This window comes from Acidobacteriota bacterium (assembly GCA_039030395.1).
Taxonomy (GTDB): domain Bacteria; phylum Acidobacteriota; class Thermoanaerobaculia; order Multivoradales; family JBCCEF01; genus JBCCEF01.
On record JBCCEF010000005.1, the window covers coordinates 199,235 to 221,128 of the forward strand.

21 protein-coding genes are annotated in these 21,894 nt (G+C 66.4%); 15 read left to right on the forward strand and 6 right to left on the reverse strand.

Features of this window, described 5'->3' with window-relative positions; genetic code table 11:
• Positions 1 to 6: 6 nt before the first annotated feature.
• Positions 7 to 1,008: a porphobilinogen synthase gene (hemB, locus tag AAF481_07655; GenBank protein ID MEM7481036.1), complete on the reverse strand. Its 1,002-nt coding sequence runs from the start codon at positions 1,006 to 1,008 to the stop codon at positions 7 to 9.
• 139 nt (positions 1,009 to 1,147) lie between these two features.
• Here hemB and AAF481_07660 point away from each other — a divergent pair, with 139 nt between their 5' ends.
• Both AAF481_07660 and AAF481_07665 read left to right on the forward strand, forming a co-directional pair.
• Positions 1,148 to 2,017, forward strand: a complete 870-nt coding sequence (locus AAF481_07660) for an ArsA family ATPase (protein MEM7481037.1) — start codon at positions 1,148 to 1,150, stop codon at positions 2,015 to 2,017.
• On the forward strand, positions 2,014 to 3,108 hold the full coding sequence (locus AAF481_07665; protein MEM7481038.1) for an ArsA-related P-loop ATPase: 1,095 nt from the start codon (positions 2,014 to 2,016) through the stop codon (positions 3,106 to 3,108). Before AAF481_07660 ends, AAF481_07665 begins: the two co-directional genes overlap by 4 nt.
• A gap of 186 nt (positions 3,109 to 3,294) precedes the next feature.
• On the opposite strand, the gene AAF481_07670 is transcribed toward AAF481_07665, so the two are convergent.
• Genes AAF481_07670 through sppA form a run of 3 tightly spaced genes read right to left on the reverse strand, consistent with a single transcriptional unit; the run spans position 3,295 to position 7,134 of the window.
• Positions 3,295 to 4,089, reverse strand: coding sequence for a DJ-1/PfpI family protein (locus tag AAF481_07670; protein ID MEM7481039.1), 795 nt, complete (start codon positions 4,087 to 4,089; stop codon positions 3,295 to 3,297).
• A gap of 26 nt (positions 4,090 to 4,115) precedes the next feature.
• Positions 4,116 to 5,330 carry a DUF790 family protein gene (locus tag AAF481_07675; protein ID MEM7481040.1) on the reverse strand — a complete coding sequence of 405 codons (1,215 nt, stop codon included), beginning with the start codon at positions 5,328 to 5,330 and terminating at the stop codon, positions 4,116 to 4,118.
• Between the two features lie 34 nt (positions 5,331 to 5,364).
• The gene (gene sppA, locus AAF481_07680) at positions 5,365 to 7,134 is read right to left on the reverse strand and encodes a signal peptide peptidase SppA (GenBank protein MEM7481041.1); all 1,770 of its coding nucleotides are present in this window, start codon (positions 7,132 to 7,134) and stop codon (positions 5,365 to 5,367) included.
• A gap of 219 nt (positions 7,135 to 7,353) precedes the next feature.
• Between sppA and AAF481_07685 the strand changes: the two genes are divergently transcribed.
• Positions 7,354 to 7,812, forward strand: a complete 459-nt coding sequence (locus AAF481_07685) for a RidA family protein (GenBank protein MEM7481042.1) — start codon at positions 7,354 to 7,356, stop codon at positions 7,810 to 7,812.
• A gap of 167 nt (positions 7,813 to 7,979) precedes the next feature.
• Here the strand turns inward: AAF481_07685 and AAF481_07690 are convergent, their stop codons facing one another.
• Together AAF481_07690 and AAF481_07695 are read right to left on the reverse strand one after the other, a co-directional pair.
• Positions 7,980 to 8,435: a hypothetical protein gene (locus AAF481_07690; GenBank protein ID MEM7481043.1), complete on the reverse strand. Its 456-nt coding sequence runs from the start codon at positions 8,433 to 8,435 to the stop codon at positions 7,980 to 7,982.
• Between the two features lie 132 nt (positions 8,436 to 8,567).
• Positions 8,568 to 9,122: a hypothetical protein gene (locus AAF481_07695; GenBank protein MEM7481044.1), complete on the reverse strand. Its 555-nt coding sequence runs from the start codon at positions 9,120 to 9,122 to the stop codon at positions 8,568 to 8,570.
• Between the two features lie 219 nt (positions 9,123 to 9,341).
• Between AAF481_07695 and AAF481_07700 the strand changes: the two genes are divergently transcribed.
• The 12 genes from AAF481_07700 (at position 9,342) to AAF481_07755 (ending at position 21,894) form a co-directional block, all read left to right on the forward strand.
• A complete protein-coding gene (locus AAF481_07700; GenBank protein MEM7481045.1) occupies positions 9,342 to 11,132 on the forward strand; it encodes an amidase in 1,791 nt (596 codons plus the stop codon).
• Positions 11,129 to 12,805 carry a sulfatase-like hydrolase/transferase gene (locus tag AAF481_07705; GenBank protein ID MEM7481046.1) on the forward strand — a complete coding sequence of 559 codons (1,677 nt, stop codon included), beginning with the start codon at positions 11,129 to 11,131 and terminating at the stop codon, positions 12,803 to 12,805. Before AAF481_07700 ends, AAF481_07705 begins: the two co-directional genes overlap by 4 nt.
• 47 nt (positions 12,806 to 12,852) lie before the next feature.
• On the forward strand, positions 12,853 to 14,958 hold the full coding sequence (locus tag AAF481_07710; GenBank protein ID MEM7481047.1) for a glycosyltransferase family 39 protein: 2,106 nt from the start codon (positions 12,853 to 12,855) through the stop codon (positions 14,956 to 14,958).
• Positions 14,955 to 16,076: a prephenate dehydratase gene (gene pheA, locus AAF481_07715; protein ID MEM7481048.1), complete on the forward strand. Its 1,122-nt coding sequence runs from the start codon at positions 14,955 to 14,957 to the stop codon at positions 16,074 to 16,076. Before AAF481_07710 ends, pheA begins: the two co-directional genes overlap by 4 nt.
• Before the next feature lie 27 nt (positions 16,077 to 16,103).
• Positions 16,104 to 16,334 carry a ribbon-helix-helix protein, CopG family gene (locus AAF481_07720; protein MEM7481049.1) on the forward strand — a complete coding sequence of 77 codons (231 nt, stop codon included), beginning with the start codon at positions 16,104 to 16,106 and terminating at the stop codon, positions 16,332 to 16,334.
• Between the two features lie 3 nt (positions 16,335 to 16,337).
• Entirely contained in the window at positions 16,338 to 16,742 is a 405-nt protein-coding gene (locus tag AAF481_07725) for a PIN domain-containing protein (protein ID MEM7481050.1), read from the forward strand.
• Positions 16,743 to 16,755: 13 nt separating this feature from the next.
• Entirely contained in the window at positions 16,756 to 17,727 is a 972-nt protein-coding gene (locus AAF481_07730; GenBank protein MEM7481051.1) for an NADPH:quinone reductase, read from the forward strand.
• A gap of 97 nt (positions 17,728 to 17,824) precedes the next feature.
• Entirely contained in the window at positions 17,825 to 19,747 is a 1,923-nt protein-coding gene (locus AAF481_07735; GenBank protein MEM7481052.1) for a hypothetical protein, read from the forward strand.
• Positions 19,748 to 19,876: 129 nt separating this feature from the next.
• Complete coding sequence (locus tag AAF481_07740) at positions 19,877 to 20,266, forward strand: hypothetical protein (protein ID MEM7481053.1); 390 nt, start codon at positions 19,877 to 19,879, stop codon at positions 20,264 to 20,266.
• A gap of 215 nt (positions 20,267 to 20,481) precedes the next feature.
• Positions 20,482 to 20,829 carry a DMT family protein gene (locus tag AAF481_07745; GenBank protein MEM7481054.1) on the forward strand — a complete coding sequence of 116 codons (348 nt, stop codon included), beginning with the start codon at positions 20,482 to 20,484 and terminating at the stop codon, positions 20,827 to 20,829.
• Between the two features lie 167 nt (positions 20,830 to 20,996).
• Positions 20,997 to 21,509, forward strand: a complete 513-nt coding sequence (locus tag AAF481_07750) for a VOC family protein (protein ID MEM7481055.1) — start codon at positions 20,997 to 20,999, stop codon at positions 21,507 to 21,509.
• Between the two features lies 1 nt (position 21,510).
• A complete protein-coding gene (locus AAF481_07755; GenBank protein MEM7481056.1) occupies positions 21,511 to 21,894 on the forward strand; it encodes a DUF1304 domain-containing protein in 384 nt (127 codons plus the stop codon).

The following is a 21,894-nucleotide window of genomic DNA, read 5'->3' on the forward strand; positions in this document are numbered from 1 at the left end:
ATTCCCTCATTCGGTCCATCCCTGCTGCAGCAGGCGCGCCGCGTCGACGGCGCCGTAGGTGAGGATGAGGTCGGCGCCGGCGCGCTTGATGGCGACGAGGGTTTCCATCAGCACTCGGTCGTAGTCCAGCCAGCCGCGCTCGGCGGCGGCTTTGAGCATCGCAAACTCGCCGCTCACGTGGTACGCCGCCAGCGGCAGGTCGAAGCGCCGGCGCAGGGCCGCCAATAGATCCAGATACGGCACCGCCGGCTTGACCATCAATAGGTCGGCGCCTTCCTCCACGTCGAGGGTCGCTTCGCGCAGCGCCTCGCGACCGTTGGCCGGATCCATTTGATAGGCCCGGCGGTCGCCGAAGGCCGGGGCGGAGTCCGCCGCATCGCGGAACGGGCCATAGAAGGCGCTCGCGAACTTGATGGCGTAGGAGAGAATCGGTGTGTCGTGGAAGCCGGCTGCATCCAGGCCGTTCCGGATGGCGCCCACCCGGCCGTCCATCATGTCCGACGGGGCGATCACGTCCGCTCCCGATGCGGCCAGAGACACGGCCTGCCGGGCGAGGTTTTCGAGGGTGGCGTCGTTGTCCACTTTCTTGCCGCCGCGGCCGTCGTCCAGCAGCACGCCGCAGTGACCGTGGTCGGTGAATTCGCAGAAGCACAGGTCCACGATCACCACCAGCTCCGGCAGGGCGGCCTTGATCGCCCGCACGGCGCGCTGAACGATGCCGTCTTCCGACCAGGAGTAGCTGCCCTCGGCGTCCTTCGCCTCCGGCAGCCCGAACAGAATCACCGCCGAGATCCCTGCCTCGGTCGCCTCGCGACAGGCCTCGACCAGGCGATCCACCGAGTGCTGGAACACCCCGGGCATAGACAACACGGGATTCGCTACCCCCTCGCCGGGGCAGGCGAAGAGGGGCAGCACGAAGTCGTCCGGCGACAGGCGCGTTTCGCGCACCAACCGGCGGAGGGTGGGCGTGCGGCGCAGGCGCCGCATGCGATGTTCTGGAAAGGCCATGGGCGGGTTTTACCACAGGCACAGGGGCTGAAACAGCCCTCGCCGCGAACCGGACGAGCCTTCGGATATAGTTGACGTCGCACTGCGGCATCGAGGCCGCGGGGCGCTCCTGCCGAAAATCATGCCGCACCCGCCGCTCATGGAAAGTCTGCGCTCTCACCGCCTGCTGGTGGTCACCGGCAAGGGCGGCGTGGGCAAGACCGCCGTGGCGGCGGCGCTGGGCGATTCCCTGGCCGCGATGATGCCGCCGAAGCGGGTCCTGGTGATCGAGGTGGACCCGAGGGACAACCTGCATCAGATGCTGGGCACCCCGCCCTCCGGTGGCGGTATCGTCGAGGCGGCGCCGAATCTGTTTGTCCAGAACCTGCGCGCCCGGCGGGTGGTGGACGCCATTGTGCGGGAGCGCCTGAAGATCGACCTGCTGTCGAAGCGGGTGATCGCCAGCCCGGTCTACGAGCACTTCACGGAAGGGGCGCCGGGTCTCAAGGAAGTGGCGATTCTCGGCCACGCCCTGAGACGCCTGGAGGGGATCGGCGGGCAGGGCTTCGACTTGGTGATCCTCGATGCCCCGGCGACCGGCCACGGCGTCTCGCTGCTCGATGCGCCGCGTTTGCTGTCGGAGGTCATCGAGAAAGGACCCTTCGGTGAGCTGGGTCGGCGCCTGGCGGAGTTTGTGGCGGATCCGGCGGACTGCGGTGTGGTGGTGGTGACCAGCGCCGAGGAGATGCCGGTGCAGGAGGCGCTAGAGCTGCGAGCGACGCTGGCGGAGCGTCTGGATCGCGCGCCGGAGCTGCTGGTGGTCAACGGGCTTTATCCGGAAGTGGCGAAGGGCGATCGCGAGCTGTGGCGCCGCCGCCGCCGGCTCAACGAAGCGGAATTGGCTCGTCTCGATGCGGCGTGGGAGGGACCTCGCGCCCTGCTGCCGCTGCTGCCCCTGGACCGCGGGCCGGCGTTGATCGAGGCCCTGGCCGGCGCCCTCCACCGCTCTCTGTCGGAGGTTCCCTCGTGACTCTGTTGTCCGATGACCGTCCACTGCTGATCGTGGTGGGCTCCGGCGGGGTGGGGAAGACCACCCTCGCCGCCGCCCTCGGCGTGACTTCGGCGAATGAAGGTCGCCACACGCTGGTGATGACCTTCGATCCCTCGTTGCGCTTGAAGGATGCCCTGGGAGTGGACGCAGGAACCGAAGAGGAAGCCAAGGAGGACGCCGTGACGGTGGATCTCGGTGAGCTCGGCGGCGCCGGCCGGGGATCCCTGGCCGCCAGCCTGCTCGACGCCGGCCGCACCTTCGACCGGCTGATCGAGCGCTACGCGCCGGACGAGGCCTCCCGCCGCCGAATTCTCGACAACCGTTTCTATGGCCACCTTTCCGGGTCGCTGGCGGGCATTCTCGAGTACATGGCCGTAGAGCGGCTGTTCGAGGTGCAGGCGGCGGGCCGCTACCAGCAGGTGATCCTGGACACTCCGCCGACCCGCCAGGCGCTGGACTTTCTGGAGGCTCCGTCGCGCATCGTACAGTTTCTCGATTCCGGGGCCCTCAAGATTGCCTTGAAGCCTTGGTTCGACTCACAGGGGCGACTGCGCGGCGCCACCCGCCTCGGCCCCATCGGCCGCCGCTTCGAACGCTTCATGGACGACATCGTCGGCCTCGATCTGCTGCGCGACATGGCAGAGTTCTTCCAGGCCTTCGGCCCGCTGTTCGACGGCTTCCGCCAGCGCGCCGCCAAGGTCGAGGCGATGCTGCGCTCCGAGCAGACTCAGTTCCTGCTGGTTGCCGGCCCCGGTGAGGAGCGCATTCCGGACACCCTGTTCTTTGCCCGCAAATTGGAAGAGGCGGGCCTCCACCTCGGGCCGATCGCCGTCAACCGCATGCACCCGCCGGTGGAGGCGGCCTCGAGGGAGTTGTCCGAGGCGCGGCAGTTGTTCTCCTGGCTGGCGGAACGAGACCGGCGGGGCTTTGAGCATCTGACGGAGCTGGTGGGCGAGACGAGGCCGCTGGTCGGCCTGCCGCTGTTGGCGGATGAGCCAACGGATCTCGAATCCCTCGAAGCCATCGGCCGGGATCTGCTGGCCCGGTTGGCGGCTGAGGGAGCCGGCTAGGAGAGAGCTGAAGAACTCGTCAGCACTCTGCTCCGAGCCCGAAGGGCGAGGCGGCGCCAAAGGCGCCGTGGACGGGGTGAGCCCGAAAACACTGGTGTTTTCGGGTGAGGGGGCGCCCAGCCCCCTTAAGAAAAAAGCTAGCAGGGCAGCTGAAAGAATAGGCCGAAGGCCTTTCTCAGCAACCTGCTAGCTTTCCGGCACGACCACCGTCGCGATCTCCGCCGAGCCCTCCGGCGGCCAGGGCAGCACCATGCCGCGTCCTACCCCTTTCGCCACCTCGTCGCCGTAGAGGTGCGCCACCAGGTACAGTGCCGGATCGAAACTGCGCGCGCCGCCCTGGGAGGTGATTGCCGGGCCGTCGTGGACGTAGATCGCCTCGCGCCGCAGGTCCAGCTCCGGAAACATCTCCGCGAAGCGATCCTGATCCGCCGGGAAGGTGGTGACGGCGCGGTCGTCGAGCAAGCCGGCGGCGGCGAGGACGAAGGCGCCGTCGCACAGCGACATCAGGTAGCGCGCCGCGCCGCCGACCTCCCGCACCCACGCCATCATCGCCTCGTTTTCGAGATCCGAGTCCATGCTGTGCTCGGCGCTCGGCACCACCAAAATGTCAATCGGCGGCGCCGTTGCGAAGGAGTAGTCCGCCTCGATACGCAGGCCTTCGAAGGTGGTTACCTTCTCGCCGTCCGGCGAAACGGTGAACACCTCGATTCCGGGCAGGCCGCCGTTTTCCGGTTTGCGGGTGTGGAAGATGGTGTGCTGGAGGAGGTCGTAGGGTGCCGTCAGCTCGGTGTTGTAGACGCCGTCGACGATCAGGAAGCCAGCGCGCAGCGGGCGATCCGCGGGTAGATCCATGGGAGTGGGCAGGGGCGTCCAGTCGGCGGCCGGAGCGAGCTGCGGCGGCGGAGTGTCTTCGATCGGCGGCATCTCGGGAGCACAGGCGAGGCCGGCGATGAGGAGGAGGGCGAGGCAGAGCGGGCGCATGGTGGACTCCTAGTGCAGTTCTTGGGTCATTCCGTTCGCAGGGCTTCGAGGCGTTCGAGCACCTTGCGCGGCAGCGGACGGCTGCGAAAGGTCATGATCTCACCGGGCAGCTCCTGCAGGCCATCGCGCTGGGTCGCCAGCTTGGCCGACAGGGCGAGAATGAGATTCGGTGGCCCGTGCTCGGCAAGGAGCGCCAGGCGGTTCTCCAGGGCGCCGCGATTCCAGTAGCCGAACACTTCCAGGAATGCCTCGCAGCCGTCTGGGTGGCGAAACCGGAAGTCCGGCACCAGCACACCGCGGCCGCCGAGGTCGACCAGTGCCGCATCGGTGGAAATCTCCCATTCGCTCCCGAGCTTACGGAAGCGGCCGGCGAGGTCCGCCAGTTCGTCCGGCCGCCACTGGCCGGTGAGGCGGGTGCAAGGATCGAGACCCTGGTCGGAAGCGAGCCGCAGCGCCGCTTCCAGTCGTTTCTTGCCCCAGAACACGGTGGCGTCCAGGGACCAGTCGTCGAAGTGCAGCAGGGTGGGCAGGAAGCTCGCCATCTGCAAGCCGTAGCGTTGACTCGATTTGAGAATCGAGGCCGGGCCGTCGAGGTGGATCCGGTAGCCCCGGCGCGGTGAGCCCTCCACCGAGTGCATGAGCTGGAAGAACTTGATCTTGCGGAACAGCGCCCGCCAGCGGCGCGTCGGTTGCGGGCCGATCTCCAGGGTCAACTCGCTCGCCCGCAGCAGAATGCCCTGGGCTAGGGCGACGTTGTAGCGCCGCAGCAGCCAGTCACCGTCGCACGGCTTCCACCGCTGGAGGATCTGCTCGCCCTTGAGATCGGCGTAGAGGTAGCGGTCGGTGTCCTCCAGCGTCAGGCCGGTTCCGTCGAGGGCAGCGGTGAGCGTTGCCGGGCGTTCGAAGGCGAAGTCTTCGCGGGAATCGGACAGCCAAGCGGCGGCGGACTGTTCGAATACGCGGCGGCGCAGCTCCGCCGGTTCGATCGGCGCTTCCGTCTCGAAGGTGCAGCGGTCGAGCAGTAGCTTGGCGAGGCCGCGGTGGAGCAGGAAGGCGGTGCCGGTGCCCAAGAGATCCGCCAGCTCCGCCTCCAACTCGTGGCGCGGCCGGCCGACCGATGCGCGAAAGATCTCGATCAGGCTGTCGGCCAGAGCGCGGTGATCCGGATCGTCCGTGTCGATGTAGCGCGGACGGATCTCGCCCTTGTAGCGGCGAGCGAGGATGAGATCGGTGGTGAGCACGGGTGGATCTTATTGGACCACCGGTGCTTCTAGATTAGTAGATGAGCTCCACCTCGGGCATCATCAGGGCGCCGCCCTGCGGCTCAAGGAGCCCCGCCTTCTGGGCCACCTGGGCCAGTGGGCGCAGTGCCTCGAAGGTCCGCACGGCCATCAGCCGCGCCGCCTGGTCGCTGCTGTCTGGGCCCTTGTCGTTGTCGAACAGCATTTCGAAGGGTGTCTGCGGCCGCGGGAATTCCCTCAGCTGGATGTCTTCGTCGGCCTCGATCCCGGCCGCTTCACGGGCCAGTTCCAGGGCCACATCGAAGCCGCCCAGGGCGTCCACCAGGCCGATTTCCAGGGCGTCCTCGCCGCTCCAAATGCGGCCCTTGGCGATCTCCTGAACCTGTTCGAGGGACAGACTGCGGCCATCGGCCACCTTGCCGGTGAAGTCGTCGTAGATACGGTCGAGGGCCGTCTGCACGCGCTGCCATTCGGCCTCGCTGTAGTCCTCGGTGGACATGAACATGCCGGCGTTCTGGCTGGTCTTGACGTCGTCGAAGCTGACCCCCAGCTTGTCCCACATCTCGGAGGTCAGCAGCTTGCCGCCGAAGACGCCGATGGAGCCGGTGATGGTGCCCGGCTGGGCGACGATCTTGTCCGCCGCCATGGCGACGAAGTAGCCGCCGGAGCCGGCGACGTTGGACATCGAAACGATCACCGGCTTACCGGCTTCCTTGGCCCGCTTGGTCTCGTGCCAGACGGTGTCCGAGGCGACGTAGGACCCGCCCGGGCAGTCCACCCGGAAGAGAATCGCCTTGACGTCGTCGTCGTCCACCGCCGAGCGAATCGCCCGAGCCAGGGAGTCGCCACCCAGGGCCGCGGCGCCGGTGAGCGGGTTGTAGGTGCTCTCGCCGCGCTGGATGCCGCCGATGCCGTAGATCACGGCGATGGTCTCGCCGGAATCCCACAGGTCGTCGGCCCGTTCGGCGTAGCGCGACAGGTAGAGCAGCTTCGAGCCCTCGCCGCCCATTTCCTTGACCCGATCGAACACCTGGTCGCGGTAGAGCAGGCCGTCCACCAGCCCGGCGTCCACCGCTTCCTGGCCGTAGAACGGACCGCGGTCGATGGTCGCCCGAAGGTCGTCTTCGGTCATCTCGCGGCTCTCGGCGATGCCCCGCACCATCTGCCCGAAGGCCGAGTCCATGAAGGCCGCCAGGGCCTCCCGGTGGGGTTCCGTGAACTCCTTCTCGGTGAAGGTGTTGACGGCGTTCTTGTACTCGTAGCGCTGGCCCATGCGCGGCGTCACGCCGATCTTCTCGAAGGTGCCGGCGAGGAACTGCGACTGCATCACCAGGCCGGTCAGCCCGATGTCACCGGAGGGCTGGATGTAGATTTCGTCGAAGGCCGAGGCCAGGTAGTAGGTGCCGTTGCCGGGGCCGAATTCACCGAAGGTGTCGGTGTAGGCCACGGCGGTCTTGCCGGATTCCCGGAAGGCGAGGATGGCGTCGCGTACCTCCTGTACGTTGGCCAGGCCGCCGATGATGCCGACGCGCGCCACCAGCCCAACCACCTGATCGTCCTGGGAGGCGACCTCCAGGGTCTCCAGTAGATCGATCATCCTCATCTGCTCCTCGGCGAAGAGCGAACCGATGGGATCCTGCGGGACCTGTTCGAGGAGCACTTCGTCGAGGCTCACCTCGAGGATCGTCTGATCCGGGACGCTTCCCTGGGAGCCTTTCATCAGTGCCCAGATGCCGACGCCGACGGCGACCAGCAAGAGCAGTACGACAACGAGAATCAGGCCCACTTTGGCCGCGGTTTTCATCGATCCAGTCTCCTTCGAGTATTCGCTGAGCCGGGAACCGCTCGCTGCGGCCCCGGTGAACATGCAGTGTACTGATCCGGTGGCGGATTTATTCGCGCCGGAAGTACCCGATGATACGCGCATTTTTGCGAATGGGTTGCCGAGAGGGACCGATGGCGCCTGGACGTGCGCCGAATCGGGATCTACCGGGTCGGTAGAATCCTTGCCAGGAGGAGAACAATGAACGGACAAAAGAAGACGGTTTTGATCGGCCTGCTGATCGCGGCGCTGGCCTTTGCCGCGGGCTTCGCCCTGGGAGGGGAAGATCCCGTCCAGCGATTCAAACTGCCCGGCGCCGATGGCCGCCCCTTCAGCCACGCGGTGGTCGCCCACCCCACGGTCTACATCGCCGGCACCCTGGGGCTCGACCCGAGAACCCGCAAGCCACCGGCGGACGCCCGGGCTGAGGCCCGGCTGGCGCTCGACGGCATCCGCGACAAGTTGGAGCTGGCCGGCGCCACCATGGATGATCTCGTGTCGGTGCAGGTGTTTTGTACCGATTTGGAGCTCTACGACGACTTCAATGCCGTCTACGCCACCTATTTCGAGAAGGACTTCCCGGCCCGCACCTTCGTTGGCTCCGGGCCGCTGCTCTTCGGCAGCCGATTCGAGATCAACGCCATTGCGGTCAAGAGCTGAGAGCCAAAGCAAAACCGGCGGCAGGGAATCCCCCCGCCGCCGGTCGTAGTGCTCTTCCCAGAGGATTTCCGAGGATTTTGCCGTCCTGGCAAGGCGCGCGACCGCAGGAGTAGCGGAGCTACTTCAAGGGAGCGCAACGCCGCCAGGGCGGCAAAAGACCGGAAAGCCTAGAGGGTGGCGAAGTCGAGCGCCTTCACCACCAACCCCATCGGTACCTCGACGTGGACCCGCGTGCCGGGCTCCTCGACGTCGATCACCATGGCGCCGTTCTCGGTGCGAACCCGCACTCGGTCGTTGCCGTCCCGGACGGTGACCAGAGTGGCGTTGTCCGGCAGGTCGGCGAACTCCGACGCGAGGCTCCGAATGTCGTCGCTGTAGGGTCCGATCTCCGCCCGCAGCTCCTGCCGGGCTTCCTCCGGCATGAAGTGAGTGGCGGTGGACATTCCGACGCCGACCAAGGCCGCTGGAATGACGAAGGAGAAGGAGTCGCCGCCGTCTTCCTGGACGGAGACGGCGACCTTGTCCGAGTGGACGACGGCGGCCACCGCCAGGCTGGTCGCGCCGACGGTTCCGACCAGCAACACGGCGAAGGTACCGAAGGCAATCCAAGCTAGCTTTTTCATCCGTTGACTTCCTTTCGCTACAAGATTTCGGTCTGTCGTACCTTGTTTCACCCGACCTCGGAATCGCTAGCCTTGCGTCCCGAGCCCGCGAGGGCGAGGCGGCAGCAGAGCTGCCGAGGACGGGGGTGCTAGCTACCGAGCCTCGGCGAAGCGGTCCACCCACACCCGCACGTGGGTGTCGTTGTCCGTCACGGTCACCAGTTCGCCCTCGCCGCGGTCGGCCAGCGCGCGCAGGGCGCCCATCAGGTCGATCTCGTTGCCTTCACCGGAGAGCAGCGCTTCGACCACTTCCAGCGGCAGCCGGGCGTCGATGTGCTCGCCGTTCCTGGACTCCACCGTCGCCACTCGCAGGTAGCCGTCCTCCTTGCGCACCTGAAGGCGCTGGTCTTTGTCGTCGATGTCGACGAACACCACGTCGTCGAGATCCGTTACCGAGCGCCACAATTCGCGCAGTTCGGCGATCGAGAAATCCGTGTCGTCGATCTGGATGCGGCCGTTTTCGAGTTCCTGCTCGGGAATCATCGCCAGGGCCTTCTCGGCCACCGACAGCGGTAGGTTGACGCGCACCTGGGCGCCGTCTTCACCTTCATCGACATGAACGTGTAGCCAAAGGTCCGAGGCGGCGGCGCTGCCGACGCAGGTCAACAGGAGCAACAGGGCTAGGGAAATGTGCTTGATCGCTTTCATGGGTCGTGATCTCCTTGAGGTCGAGAGTCCGCGCCGATTCCGTTCGTCTGGTCAGTGGTCGATGGCTTCGCCGCGTCGGTTCTCGGGTGTGCTCGGGATCGGCGCTCGACCGTTCCGGCGGTTGCGGTGCCGATCCCGTTCTAGTTCCACCTAGTCCACGTTGTGCGGCGCGAGAAAGTTTCAGTCGCTGCCGATATCCACTCCCCGGAGGACGGGCCCATGCGGCGAGACGGCGAGCATCTAGAGCACGCAGGCGATGGCGGCGAGGACCCGGTCGCAGCGAGCCCCGGCCACTTCGACCGGCGCCGTTTCAACCTGCTGCTGGCTGCCGTCGGGGCGTCGCTGCCGGCCGCCCTGTGGGCGGAGGACGAGGCGCCGGAGATCACCCGCGAGGTGGTGCGCGCCGCCGAGCAACTGGCCGGTCTGGAACTGACCGACGACGAGCGCGACCTGATGCTCGCAGGGCTCACCGATCTGCGCGCCGACTACCGGGCCGTGCGCGCCGTGGCACCCGGTAACGAAGTGGCGCCAGCTCAGAGTTTCGCGGTGTTGCCGGCGCCGCAGCGCGACACGCCGGGGCCGATGCGCCGTTCGGCGGTTTCCGTGGGCGAGGCGCCGCGGGACCTCGAAGAACTGGCCTTCCGGCCGGTCACCGAACTGGCGGAGCTGCTGCGCCGGCGGCAGGTGACCTCGGTCGCGCTGACCCGCATGTACCTCGGCCGTTTGGAGCGCTGGAACGATCTGCTGGAGTGCGTGGTCACCCTCACCTCGGAGCGGGCGATGGCGCAGGCCGAGGCGGCGGATCGCGAGATCGCCGCCGGCCGCTGGCGGGGCCCCCTCCACGGCGTACCCTGGGGAGCGAAGGATCTGCTGGCGGTGAAGGGCTATCCCACCACCTGGGGAGCAGAGCCCTACCGCGAACAACGCCTCGATACGGACGCCGCGGTGGTCCGCCGGCTGGACGACGCCGGCGCGGTACTGGTCGCCAAGCTCACCCTCGGGGCGTTGGCCTGGGGAGATGTGTGGTTCGGCGGCAAGACGCGCAATCCCTGGAACCCGGAGCAGGGCTCGAGCGGCTCCTCCGCCGGCTCCGCCTCGGCCACCGCCGCCGGCCTGGTGGCCTTCGCCATCGGCACCGAGACCTGGGGCTCGATCGTTTCGCCGTCCACCCGCTGCGGAGTGACCGGCCTGCGGCCGACCTTCGGCCGGGTGAGTCGGACCGGCGCGATGGCCTTGTCCTGGACGATGGACAAGATTGGCCCCATCGCCCGCTCGGTGGAGGACTGCGCCCTGGTCTTCGATGTGCTCCACGGCGCCGATCCACCGCCGGTGGGCGATCCCACTGCGGTGGATCGTTCGTTCCGCTGGGATGCCGAGGGCGATCCGCGCCGGCTGAAGGTGGGCTACACCCGCTCACTGTTCGAAAAACCGCTGGACGAAGACGCCGACCAGGCCGCTGAGGAAGTGCGGGCGATGGACCTCGCGGCCTTGGCGAAGTTGCGGCAACTGGGAGTGGAGCTGCTGCCCTTCGAGCTGCCGTCGGACCTGCCGGTTTCCCATCTTTCCTACATTCTGAGCGCCGAGGCGGCGGCGGCCTTCGATCACCTCACTTTGAGCGGCGACGATGACCGGCTGGTGCGGCAGATCGCCAACGCTTGGCCCAACGTGTTCCGCCAGGCACGCACCATTCCGGCGGTGGAGTACCTGCAGGCCAGCCGCGTGCGGCGCCAGGTGATGGAACGGATGGAAGAGGCCTTGGGCGACCTCGACGCCTACGTCGTGCCTTCCTTTGGCGGCAACCATCTGCTTTTGACCAACCTCACCGGTCACCCGACGGTGGTGGTACCGCACGGTTTCAAGACGGACGGCACGCCGGCTTCCATCTCCTTCGTCGGGCGCCTGTGGGGCGAGTCCGATGCGCTGCGGCTGGCGAAGCTCTACCAGGACGGGACGGATTTCCACTCGCGCCGCCCGGACCTCGCCGCGGTGGAGACTCGCAAGACGGATTGACCCCCTTGTCGCCGCGAAGCCGGATCGCAGGTCTCCTCGTCGTCGTGGTCGCGGCTCTGGCGGGCTGTGGTGGCGAGCCCTCGAACCCAGATCCGGCGCCGCCGAATTTCCTGCTGATCGTGACCGACGATCAGCGTTGGGACACCCTCTTCGCCATGCCGCACCTGGCGGCTTCCCTCGGGCGCGACGCGCTGCGCTTCGACAATGCCTTCGTCACCAATCCGGTGTGTTGTCCCTTCCGCTCGAGCCTGTTGGCCGGCGGTTTCCCGTCGCACCAGACGGGTGTGCTGACGGCGACTCCGCTCAACGGCGCGGCGGCGCGCTTCGACGACTCGGAGACCCTCGCCACCCTGCTCTCTCGGCGCGGCTACCGCACCGGCCTGATCGGTAAGTACCTCAACTTCTACGACCAGATCGCGCCGCGGGTGCCACCCGGCTGGAACCGCTTCATGGTGGCCACCACACCCTATCGCTGGTGGAACACGGAGTGGATCGTCGGCGCCAGCGGCGTGGACGGGCCGGCAGAGGGGCAGCGGCAAACGACTGGCGCTTACATCACCTACGTCGAGGCCGAAGCGGCGCTGGCCTTCCTCGACGAGGCGAGCGCCGGCGAACCGTTCTTTCTGCTCGTTGCCACCCACGCCCCGCACCGGCCGGCCATTCCGCCGCAGGCCGATGACGGCCGCTGGCGCGATTTCTCCTACCGGGCGCGCGCTTTCGACGAGGAGGACCTCGCCGACAAGCCGGACTACGTGCGGCGGCGCGAGGACTTCTTCCACCAGCACAATGCTGAATCCGGGCTGGTCGGGGTGTTGCCGCGCGGCCAGCTCGAAGCCCTGGGCGCGGTGGACCGCATGGTTCGGGATCTGATGGTCCGCCTCGAAGAGCGCGGCCTGGCCGACAATACGGTGGTCGTTTTCACTTCCGACAACGGCATGCTGTGGGGCGAGCACCGGCTGTTTACCAAGTCGCTGCCCTATGAAGAGTCGATCCGGGTGCCCCTGCTGATGCGCTTGCCGGGGGTGGCGCCGCGGGTGATGACGGAACTGGTGGCGGTGGATCTCGATCTGGCGGCAACCCTCCTGGACCTGGCCGGTATCGAGCGGCCTGCCGAGGGCAGGAGCCTGCTGCCGCTGGCCGAAGGTCACGGCGCTGGCTGGCGCGATGCTTTGCGCTTCGAGAACTTCGGTGTCGATCCGGATGTCGTGCCGCCTTGGGTGGCCCTGCGCACGGACCGCTGGAAGTACGTCGAATACGCCACCGGCGAGCGAGAGCTCTACGACCTCGAGGACGATCCCTTCGAACTCGACAACCGGGTCGCCGGACCGCGAGTCGCCGATGCCGAGCGAACGGCGGAGCGCTTGGCCGCCCGCCTGGGCGGCTTTCGCGGCCTGGCGATGGCCGATTCGAGCCGCCTCCCGGAGGCGCGGTTAGGCGAGTCGTGGAGTCATCCGCTGACCGCCGTCGGCGGGACCGGCGAGCGCTCCTGGCGGGTACTCGAAGGGCGCTTGCCGGCAGGGCTCACCCTCCAGGCCGACGGCCGGATCGCCGGTACCCCGACGCGCCCCGGATCCTTTCGAGCCCTGGTCGAGGTGTCGGACGAGTCCGTTTCGCCGGTGACCGGCCGGGAACAGTCCTATCGGCGCTGGTTCGACATCCGGGTGTCCCGATAGAGTTCGGTTCCGAGGTGGCATCGTCGACGTTCTGGAGACCCGTGGAGATGGTGAAGGTGGCGGAGATGGGCCGTACCGGAGGTGGGGGAGAGGTCAGCCGGTGGCTTGCCGCCGGGGCGTGGGGGGCCTTGGTCGTCCTCTGGTTATTGGACGCAAAGTTAGACCTTCCGGCCGGTCTGCCTCGCACCGTCGCCGGCCTCGCTGCCGGCGCCAGCCTGTGGGCCGTTTGGCGGCACCCGACGCTGCTGCGCAAGCCCGGCCGCTGGTTGCCCTTGGCGCTCCTCGGCCTTTCCCTGGTCGTCCGCTTCACCGGTATCGAGTACGAAATCTCCGGCCACTACTATGCCGACGAGGGCACTTACTATAAGCAGTCGACGCTGATCAACGAAGGGCGGCTGCTGTCGCCGTCCTTCAACTACGGCCATTTTCTGTACTGGGCCGGGGCCTTCGCGCTGTGGCTGGCGGAGCTGTTTTCGGGCCTCTCGGCGAGCCTAATCGGCCTATGGGGAGTGACCGAGCCGATCGATCGTGCTTGGTGGGTGTTGCGCTCGGTGGTGGCCCTGGCGAGCGCCCTCACGGTGCTGCCGGTGTACGCCCTGGCGACCCGCCTGGGAGGTCGCTTTGGCGGCCTGGCGGCCTCGCTGCTGCTGATCTTTTCGCCGCTTTTCAACCAGTTGAGCCACCTGATCCTGTGCGACACCGTTTCGGCGTTTTTCGCCACCCTGTGCGCCGCCTGTGTCGGGCGCCTGGTGGATGTTGAGAACCGGCGCGACTACCTGCTCGCCGGCGCCGCGTCGGGCCTGGCCGCGGCCAGCAAGTACCCGGCCGGCGTGGTGGCGGTGGCGATCATTGCGGTGTGGCTGCTGCACCGGTTGACCTCCCGGCGATGGAACGCCGGACTGCTGTGGGCCGGCGCCGCTTCCCTGGGGAGTTTTCTGGTGGTGATGGTGGCGATGTTCAAGCATCCGGAAGCGGCTTTCTTGAGCCGCCGCGGCATCTTCTTCGGAGTGCGCCAGTACGCCGGCGGCGGCTGGCTCGGGGTGCAGCCGCAGAGTAACCTCGCCTGGTACGGCAACGAGCTGTGGGTGACCTTCGGGATCGGCGCTCTTCTGCTCGGCCTATCGGGCTTCTTGTGGCATCGGCGCGACACCCTGCGGCGGGTGGCCTGGAACCTGGTTTTCCCGCTCACTTTTCTGTGGCTGATGGTGGCGATGACGATGGTGGTCAAGCGCAACCTGCTGCCGGTTTTGCCGGTGTTGGCGGTGCTTCTCGGAGTGGGCCTGGCCGGCTGGTGGCGGTGCTTCGGTAGCGAGCGGCCAGGGGGTTCCGCAAAACGGTCGTGGCTGGCCGCGCTGCTGCTGGTCGCCGCCCTGGCGTTGCCCTGGTGGACGACGGCGCAGCAGGCCGTGGGGTTGGCGAGCCCGAGCAATCGCGAGTGGACGATGGCCTGGATCGTGGATCACCTGCCGCCCGGTGCCCGCTTCGTCAAGGAGTCGTATACCCCTCGCTTGCCGCCGGACTTTCCCTACAGTAACTCGCGTTTCGCCGGCCGTTTTTCGCTCGATCAGATTCGCCATCCACAGAATGATTTTCTGCTCCTGTCGAGTGCCGCCTACCGGCGCTTCCTCGCGCCGGAGAATCTGACCAAAGAACATCACCGGGTGTTTGCCCAGCGCTACCGTCAGATCTTCGATGAGATGACGCCGCTCAAGGATTTCCATCCCAGCCCGACCCGACGAGGTCCGGTGCTGCGCCTCTATGCCCTCGACCCGCCGGATCCCCGGCTCGAGCGGCGCCGGCCCTTCCGGGCGGCGGAAGGCTTCTGTGCAGACGGCGCCCGCGTCGCCGAACAACGGGCCGTCTACGAGGCGACCGGCGGCTGGTGCTTGTTCAAAGGCTATTTCGAACCGGGGGAGTATCGGTTGGAGTGGGTCGGTTCGGAAGTGGCGGCTGCCGCCGCCCAGGTCGATGTGCGGATGCGCGAGGGGGAGAAGGTCGGCTGGTCGCCGCTGCCCGGGCGGATCCGGTTGCCACAACCGGGAAAGGTCTTCTTCTATGTGCGATTGCCGCCGGGCGCGCAGCTCGAGTCTTTCGGCGTGGTGGGCGTCGCGGCGGAGGACCCGCCGGCAAGCCTCCCGAGGAACGACCGATGAACCGCTCCCCCCTGCAGGATTCCCGCGAGGCCCTCGAGGCCATCGACCGGGAGATCCTCGCCCTGCTCAAACGCCGTATGGACGAGGTGGACGCCATCGCCGACGCCAAGATCGGCGCCGCTTCGCCGCTCAGGGACCGGCAGCGGGAAGATCTGGTGTTTCAGCGGGTGCGCCGGGAGGCGCAGGAGTTGGGGCTCGATCCGCACCGCATCGAGGGGCTCTACCGCCAGATCATGGAGATGTCCATCGCCCACCAGCAGGAGCACGTTCGCCATCGGGCAAAGGTGCCGCTGCGGGTGGCGTACCAAGGGGTCGAGGGTTCCTACAGCCACCTGGCGGCTCAGGAACGCTACGCCGGGCGCGAGGGGGGTGCCCTGCTCACCGGCCACGAATCCTTCGAGGAGGCCGCCGCGGCGGTGCGCCGCGGCAGCGCGGACTTTGCCCTGTTGCCGATCGAAAACTCCACCGCCGGCAGCATCCACGCCACCTACGACCTGTTGGCGGAGGGCGGCCTGGTGATCTCCGGTGAGGTGGTGCGCACCATCGAGCACTGTCTACTGGCCCTGCCGGCAAGCTCTGTCGAGACCCTCCGCACGGTGATCTCTCACCCCCAGGCCTTGATGCAGTGCGAAGCCTTCCTTCGGCGCCTGCCGTGGGTGCGGCCGGTGGCGGAGTTCGACACCGCGGGCTCCGCCCGCAAGGTGCGGGAGCGGGGCGATGTCAGCGTGGCGGCGATCGCCAGCGAGCGGGCGGCGGAGGTCTACGGTCTGGAGATCCTCGAACGCGGCATCCAGAGCGACACGGGCAACGCCACGCGGTTTTTCGAGGTGGCGGTGGAGGCGGCCCGGTGCCCGGCCGAGGCGGACTGCAAGACCTCGCTGCAACTGGTGCTGTCCCATGAGCCGGGATCCCTGGGGAAGGTGTTGACCCAGCTCGCGGAGCGCGGCGTCAACCTCACTAAGCTGGAGTCGCGGCCGCGCCGGGGCACCCCCTGGCAGGTTCGCTTCTATCTCGATCTCGAAGGCCATGCGGAGTCCGAGCGAGTCGCCGCGGCCCTCGAAGCGGTGCGGCCTTTGACGGAGGAGATGAGCGTGCTCGGAACGTATCCGAAGGGCTGACAGTGAAAGTGATGTATGATGTAAGACATGAGCAAGCATCGAACGCAAATCCAGCTCGAAGATTGGCAGTATGAATCCCTCCGAGCGATGGCCGAACGGCAGGGTCGCAGCCTCGCCGGAGTGGTGCGCGAAGCGGTTTCGGCGTACCTGGCCGACGAGATCGATGAGCGTCGTGATGGTCTGGCCGCCATTGAAGGCATCGGATCCGACGAAGGATCGCGCGGACGGGATCACGACCTCGCTCTGTACTCCGAGTAGGCCTTGCAGCGCCTTTTCGTCGATACCAGCGTCTGGTTCGCCTACGTCAATCGGCGGGATCCGGACCACGCCAGCGTCTGCGAGCTGATCCGATCCTTCGAGGGGCGGTTGATGACCTCGAACTACGTGTTCGATGAAACCGTTACCCTGTGCCGTATGCGCCTCGGCCACCCGATCGGCCAGCGGGTGGGGACGGTGCTGCGAGATCCGTCGTCCGTCGAGCAAATCCGTCTCACCGTGGCCGACGAAATGGCCGCCTGGATCCTTTTCAAAGAGCGTTCCGACAAGCACTACAGCTTCACTGACTGCACCTCGTTCGTGCTGCTACGACGCCTGAGGCTCGTCCGGGTTGCCGCCCTCGATGCGGATTTTCGGCGCGAGGGCTTCACCCTGCTACCCGAGCCATGAGGTCTCCGAGGCGATGAGGGCGGTGAGGGTTCGCGCCTTCGGTGGTCCGGAGGTGCTGCGTCTGGAAGAGGTGCCGGATCCCGTGCCGGGCAGCGGGGAGGTGCTGGTGCAGGTACACGCCGCCGGCATCAACCCGGTCGATACCTACATTCGAGCCGGAGCCTATGGAGAACTTCCGGACCTGCCCTACGTGCCCGGTTCCGACGCCGCCGGGGTGGTGGAAGCCGTCGGGGCCGGGGTGGAGTCCCACCGCCCTGGGGATCGGGTGTACGTTGCCGGTTGGGGCGGGCGGCGAACCGGCGGACACGCCGAGCGGTTGACCTGTTTCGCCGATCAGGCCTGGCCGCTGCCGGCGAAATGTTCCTTCTCCGAGGGCGCGGCGATCGGCATTCCCTGTGCCACGGCATATCGTGCGTTGGTGCAACTCGGCGAAGCGGTGGCTGGCGACACGCTGCTGGTGCATGGCGCCGCCGGTTCCGTCGGATCGGCGGCGGTGCAACTCGCCGTCTCCCGAGGGCTGCGCGTCTTCGGAACCGCCAGTTCTGCTGAGGGTCGGGAGTTCGTTCGCTCGCAGGGTGCACAAGGTGTTTTCGATCACTCGGCGCCGGACCATCTGGACATTGCGATGGAGGCGGCGGGCATCGACGGCTTCGATTTGATCTTGGAGATGGCTGCACACCGCAACTTGAACGACGACCTGCAGGCGGTGGCTCCCGGCGGTCGCATCGTGGTGATCGGTAGCCGGGGGCGCATCGAGATCGACCCGCGCCACGCCATGATGCGCGACGCGACGGTGCGCGGCCTGGCCCTGGCGAACGCCTCTGGCGACGAGATGGCGGAAATCCACCGCGCGCTCGGTGCGGCCCTGGCGGAGGGCTCGCTGCATCCCGCCGTCAGCGCTGAATTGCCGCTCGAGCGAGCCGCCGAGGCCCATGCGCTGGTCGTCGAGACCGGACGCAACGGCAAGGTCGTCCTGATTCCCTGACAACTCCCCGAAACGAAAGTACGCGTTTTAGGCATTGGGTAAGTGGGGGGTGCTTTGCCAGCGCTCCTATGATCCATTGCCTTGGAGGGAGTTTGAAATGCGTTGTGAGGTCATCCTGCGATCGCTTGTATCGTCCGCTCTAATCTTCGCTCTCGCCTGTCAGCCGGTGGAGAAGCCCGACGGCGAAGTCGAGGTGGCCGTCTGCACCGGCCCCGGCGGAACCCTCGATCTCGCCTGCCCGGCGCCGCCCAACATTCCCGCGACCGCCCAGCAGCCAGACTACGACTACTTCTCGTGGAACACCTTCGTCGCTCTGAACTGGCCGGCGGTCGATCCGAGTAGCTCGAACAGCTATGCGCGTGGCTTCCCGGATGCCGACGCGGCCTTCACGGATACCACTGCCGGTGACCTCGCCTCGCTGGTGGTGTGGGAAACCTTCAAAGAGAAACGAGAAATCTTCGACTTCGGACCCGGCCCCCTGGTGACCCCCAACCCGACGCCGCCGGGAGAGTGGCGCCAGCCGGTGCAGTACCTCGGAAACATTAGCGGGGACGTGGCCGATTGTCCGGCCGCCGGCAACGGCGGTCAGGAGATCGTCTTCCAAACCTCGAAGTCCTTGCCGGACAGCTTGGACGAAACCCTGGAAGTGCTCTCCGAGGCTTTAGAGACGCCCGATCAACTTTGCCATGGTTATCCTTCCGGACCGAAGGCGGAGTTTTGCCAGCAGGTGCCGCAGCACGCCGTGTCGCCGCACGTTTGGAAGGGCTTGCCGACGGATCCGAGCCCGCAGCCGATCCGCTACGAGGTCAAGGTCAACTGGGACTTCTTCAACTACGTGGTCAACACCACGGTGCAGTCTACGAGCGCCACCTACAAGGACCTCTACAAGGACTCCGTCAAGCAGGCGGCGATGATGGATCCGGACGCGCCCCTGCGGTTGCCCTATCGTTCGAATTCCTCGACCCGGCCGGACGGCAGCACCTCCGGTCCGAACTCGAACGCGGTGCTCGACTACTCGGCACTGGAATGCATGCAGCACAACCTCAAGGGACCGACGGATCCCTCTATCGAGCCGTGCGGGATGGGTGCCGTCCACACCAAGGCGGCGTGGATTCCCCTTCACGATCCGGCGGACTACGACAAGTACTACACCAAGAAGGCCCTGTACTACGTTTCGACCTCGGAGACGGATCCGGTCGAGTGCCGCGAGGGGGTCTTCGGACTGGTCGGATTCCACATCATTCAGCGGGTGCATCAGAGCACCGGGCAGAAGGGGATCGGCGGCACTTTCATCTTTTCTTCCTGGGAGCACAAGGAGATCGAGCAGGGTGGCTACAGCTACGTCAACTACTGGGACGGCCGGCCGCTCGATGCTCCGAATAGCGCCGGGTTCTATCCCAACCCCCTCGATCCGAGCTCTCCTCTGCCGGTGAAGCGGCAGGTCAACACCATCCTGCCGAACACCATGGAAGTGAACGAGTCGGTGTGGGCGGCCATCCGAGAGAAGAATCCGAACTCCGTGTGGCTCAACTACCAGCTCATCGGCACCCAGTTTCAGCCGGTGGACTTGAACAATCTGTCTGCGCCGAGCGATCCGGCCTTCCCGGTGTCGACGAACGATCCGCTGGGCATCGGCCAGCCGCAGTTCATGGCGAACCTTGCTCTGGAAACCAATCTCGGATTGCAGCACTTCCAAGGCTTGGCGCCGTTGACCTCCGTCAACGGCAAGTTCTCCGGCACCGCGCCGGCCGGCTGCACCTTGACCGGTGGATGTCCCTCGGGGATCCAGAACAACGGCTCGGCGGGCTTCGCGCGGACGGGCTACAACCTCGCCTTCGGCACTCTGGTCAAGGATCAGATCCAGCCGGTGGCGTACAACATGGGCGGCTGCATGGGCTGCCACGGCGTGTCGCAGCTGCGCGGATCGTCGTTCAGCTTCGTGCTGCTCGCCGGTCAGGCCGGCGCCGATGCGGATACGGAGCGCACCTTCACCCAGCAACCGCCGCCGACCGTGCCGTAGCCCGCTCGGCTTCGCGACGGTAGAGGCGGGTTCGGCTCAGCGCCGAAGCCGAACCCGCGGGACCTTTCGGACGGATTACGCGTACAATAGTAGTAGACAGCTATGTCCACTCAACCAAGGGAGTCCGATATGAAGAAGATCTTGCTGCTCGGTGCCGTCGCCGCTCTCGTCCTCACCGCCTCGCTGGTCGCCGCGCCGGATCAACAGGTGTTGAAGGGCGAGTATTTCTGGACCTACGACAACACCCGTGGCGATCTCAAGGCGACCTTGACGCCGACCGGTGAGAACACCTGGGACATCGCCTTCGATTTTCGTTTCAGCGGCGAGCCCCACACCTACAAGGGAACGGCCACCGGTAGCCTGGACAATGGTTCTCTCGCGGGAACCGTCAAGAACGAAAATGGTCGCCGGACCTTCACCTTCGAGGGCAGCTTCGACGACGGGCGCTTCGAAGGCACGCACGCCGAGTTGAGGAAGGGCAAGGAGCGTTCGATGGGTACCCTCTGGCTCGCGCGCTGAGTTTTGCCTGCATTTCTCGCCCGCTATCGACTGCGACTACCTATGCCACTGAATCTGCTGCGTTATCCGCAGAACCTGCTCCTCGACGTACTGAAAGTACGCTTTCGTCGCAGACCCCGCGGATGCCTTGCATCTCCAGCGACCTTCGGCCTCACGCTAAGATCACTGGTGAGAAATGCAGGCTGGATGGATGCGACTGGTAAGGTGCGCGGATCATGTCTATTTTGAGCCGCACGCTGTGCCTGCTGGTGATATCCAACCTGTTCATGTTGACGGCTTGGTATCTGCACTTGAAGTTGCTGGACCACCGTCCCTGGTACGTCGCATCGGCGGTGAGCTGGGGGATTGCCTTTTTCGAGTACACCGTCCACATTCCGGCGAACCGCATCGGGTACCAGGTGCTGAGTTTGTCGGAACTCCAGATCCTCCAGGTGGGCCTGTCGCTCGTGCTGTTCATGCCCTTCTCGGTGCTGGTGATGGGCAAACCGATCAAGCTCGACTATGTATGGGCGGCGCTGTGTCTGGGCGGCGCCGCTTACTTCATCTTCAGGCCTGATGGCTAGCAGGTCTGCTGAAGAGCGCTTCGCGCATCGTTTCAGCAGACCCGCTAGCTTGCTCTTTCAGAGGGGCTGGGCTCCCCCTCGACCGAGGAAGCGCAGCTTTTCGGTCTCGCCCCCGTCCTCGGCGCCTTCGGCGCCGCCTCGCCCGTCGGGCTCGGAGCACGAAATTCATGAACTCTTCACCACCCCCTAGCGAATCTGGATCACACCCGGGTTTCGAGGGCATCGACCACGTCGAGATGTTCGTGCCGTCCCGCCGGGAGGCCGTGGGCTGGTACGGAGAAGTCCTGGGGCTCGACGCCCTCGCCGAGCGCAAGGACTGGGCCTTGAGCCCGGGTGGGCCGCTGATGATCTCGAACGACCAGGGACAAACCATGTTGGCCTTGTTCCGAGCGGACGGCCACGGCATCGATCCCGCGGTGCGGGTGACTCCGTCCGTCGGTGCCTTCCGCTGGGTCGCCTTCCGTGCTTCGGGGGAGGGATTTCTCCGTTTCCTCGGGCGTCTGGCGGTCCTGAACCTTCTGGATACACGCGGCGAGGCGGTGACCGTCGAGCGGGTGTCAGACCACCAAAGCGCCTGGTCGATCTACTTCGCCGACCCCTGGGGGCATGCCTTGGAGGTCACCACCTACGACTACGAGGTGGTGCGGCAGGGGCTGGTAAAAGCCTCCGAGAAGGGATGAGATGAAAATCCTCAGCGTGGTCCTGGTCGTTCTTGTCGCTCTGGAGCATCTGTACTTTCTCTACCTGGAGATGTTCCAGTGGACTTCCCCGCAGGGCAGAGCCGCTTTCGGGACCACCCGCGAGCAGGCGGAGGCGTCGAAGGCTCTTGCCGCCAATCAGGGTCTCTACAACGGCTTCTTGAGCGCCGGGCTGATCTGGGGCCTGCTGCACCCGAGTGCCGCCTGCGGGGTGCAAATCCAGGTGTTCTTCCTGCTCTGCGTGGTGGTGGCGGCGATCTTCGGAGCGGCGACGGCGAGCCGCAAGATTCTGTGGATCCAGGGCCTACCGGCCGCTCTCGCCCTCGCGTCGCTGGCGGCTCTGCACTATTTTGGTGCTGTCGGTTAG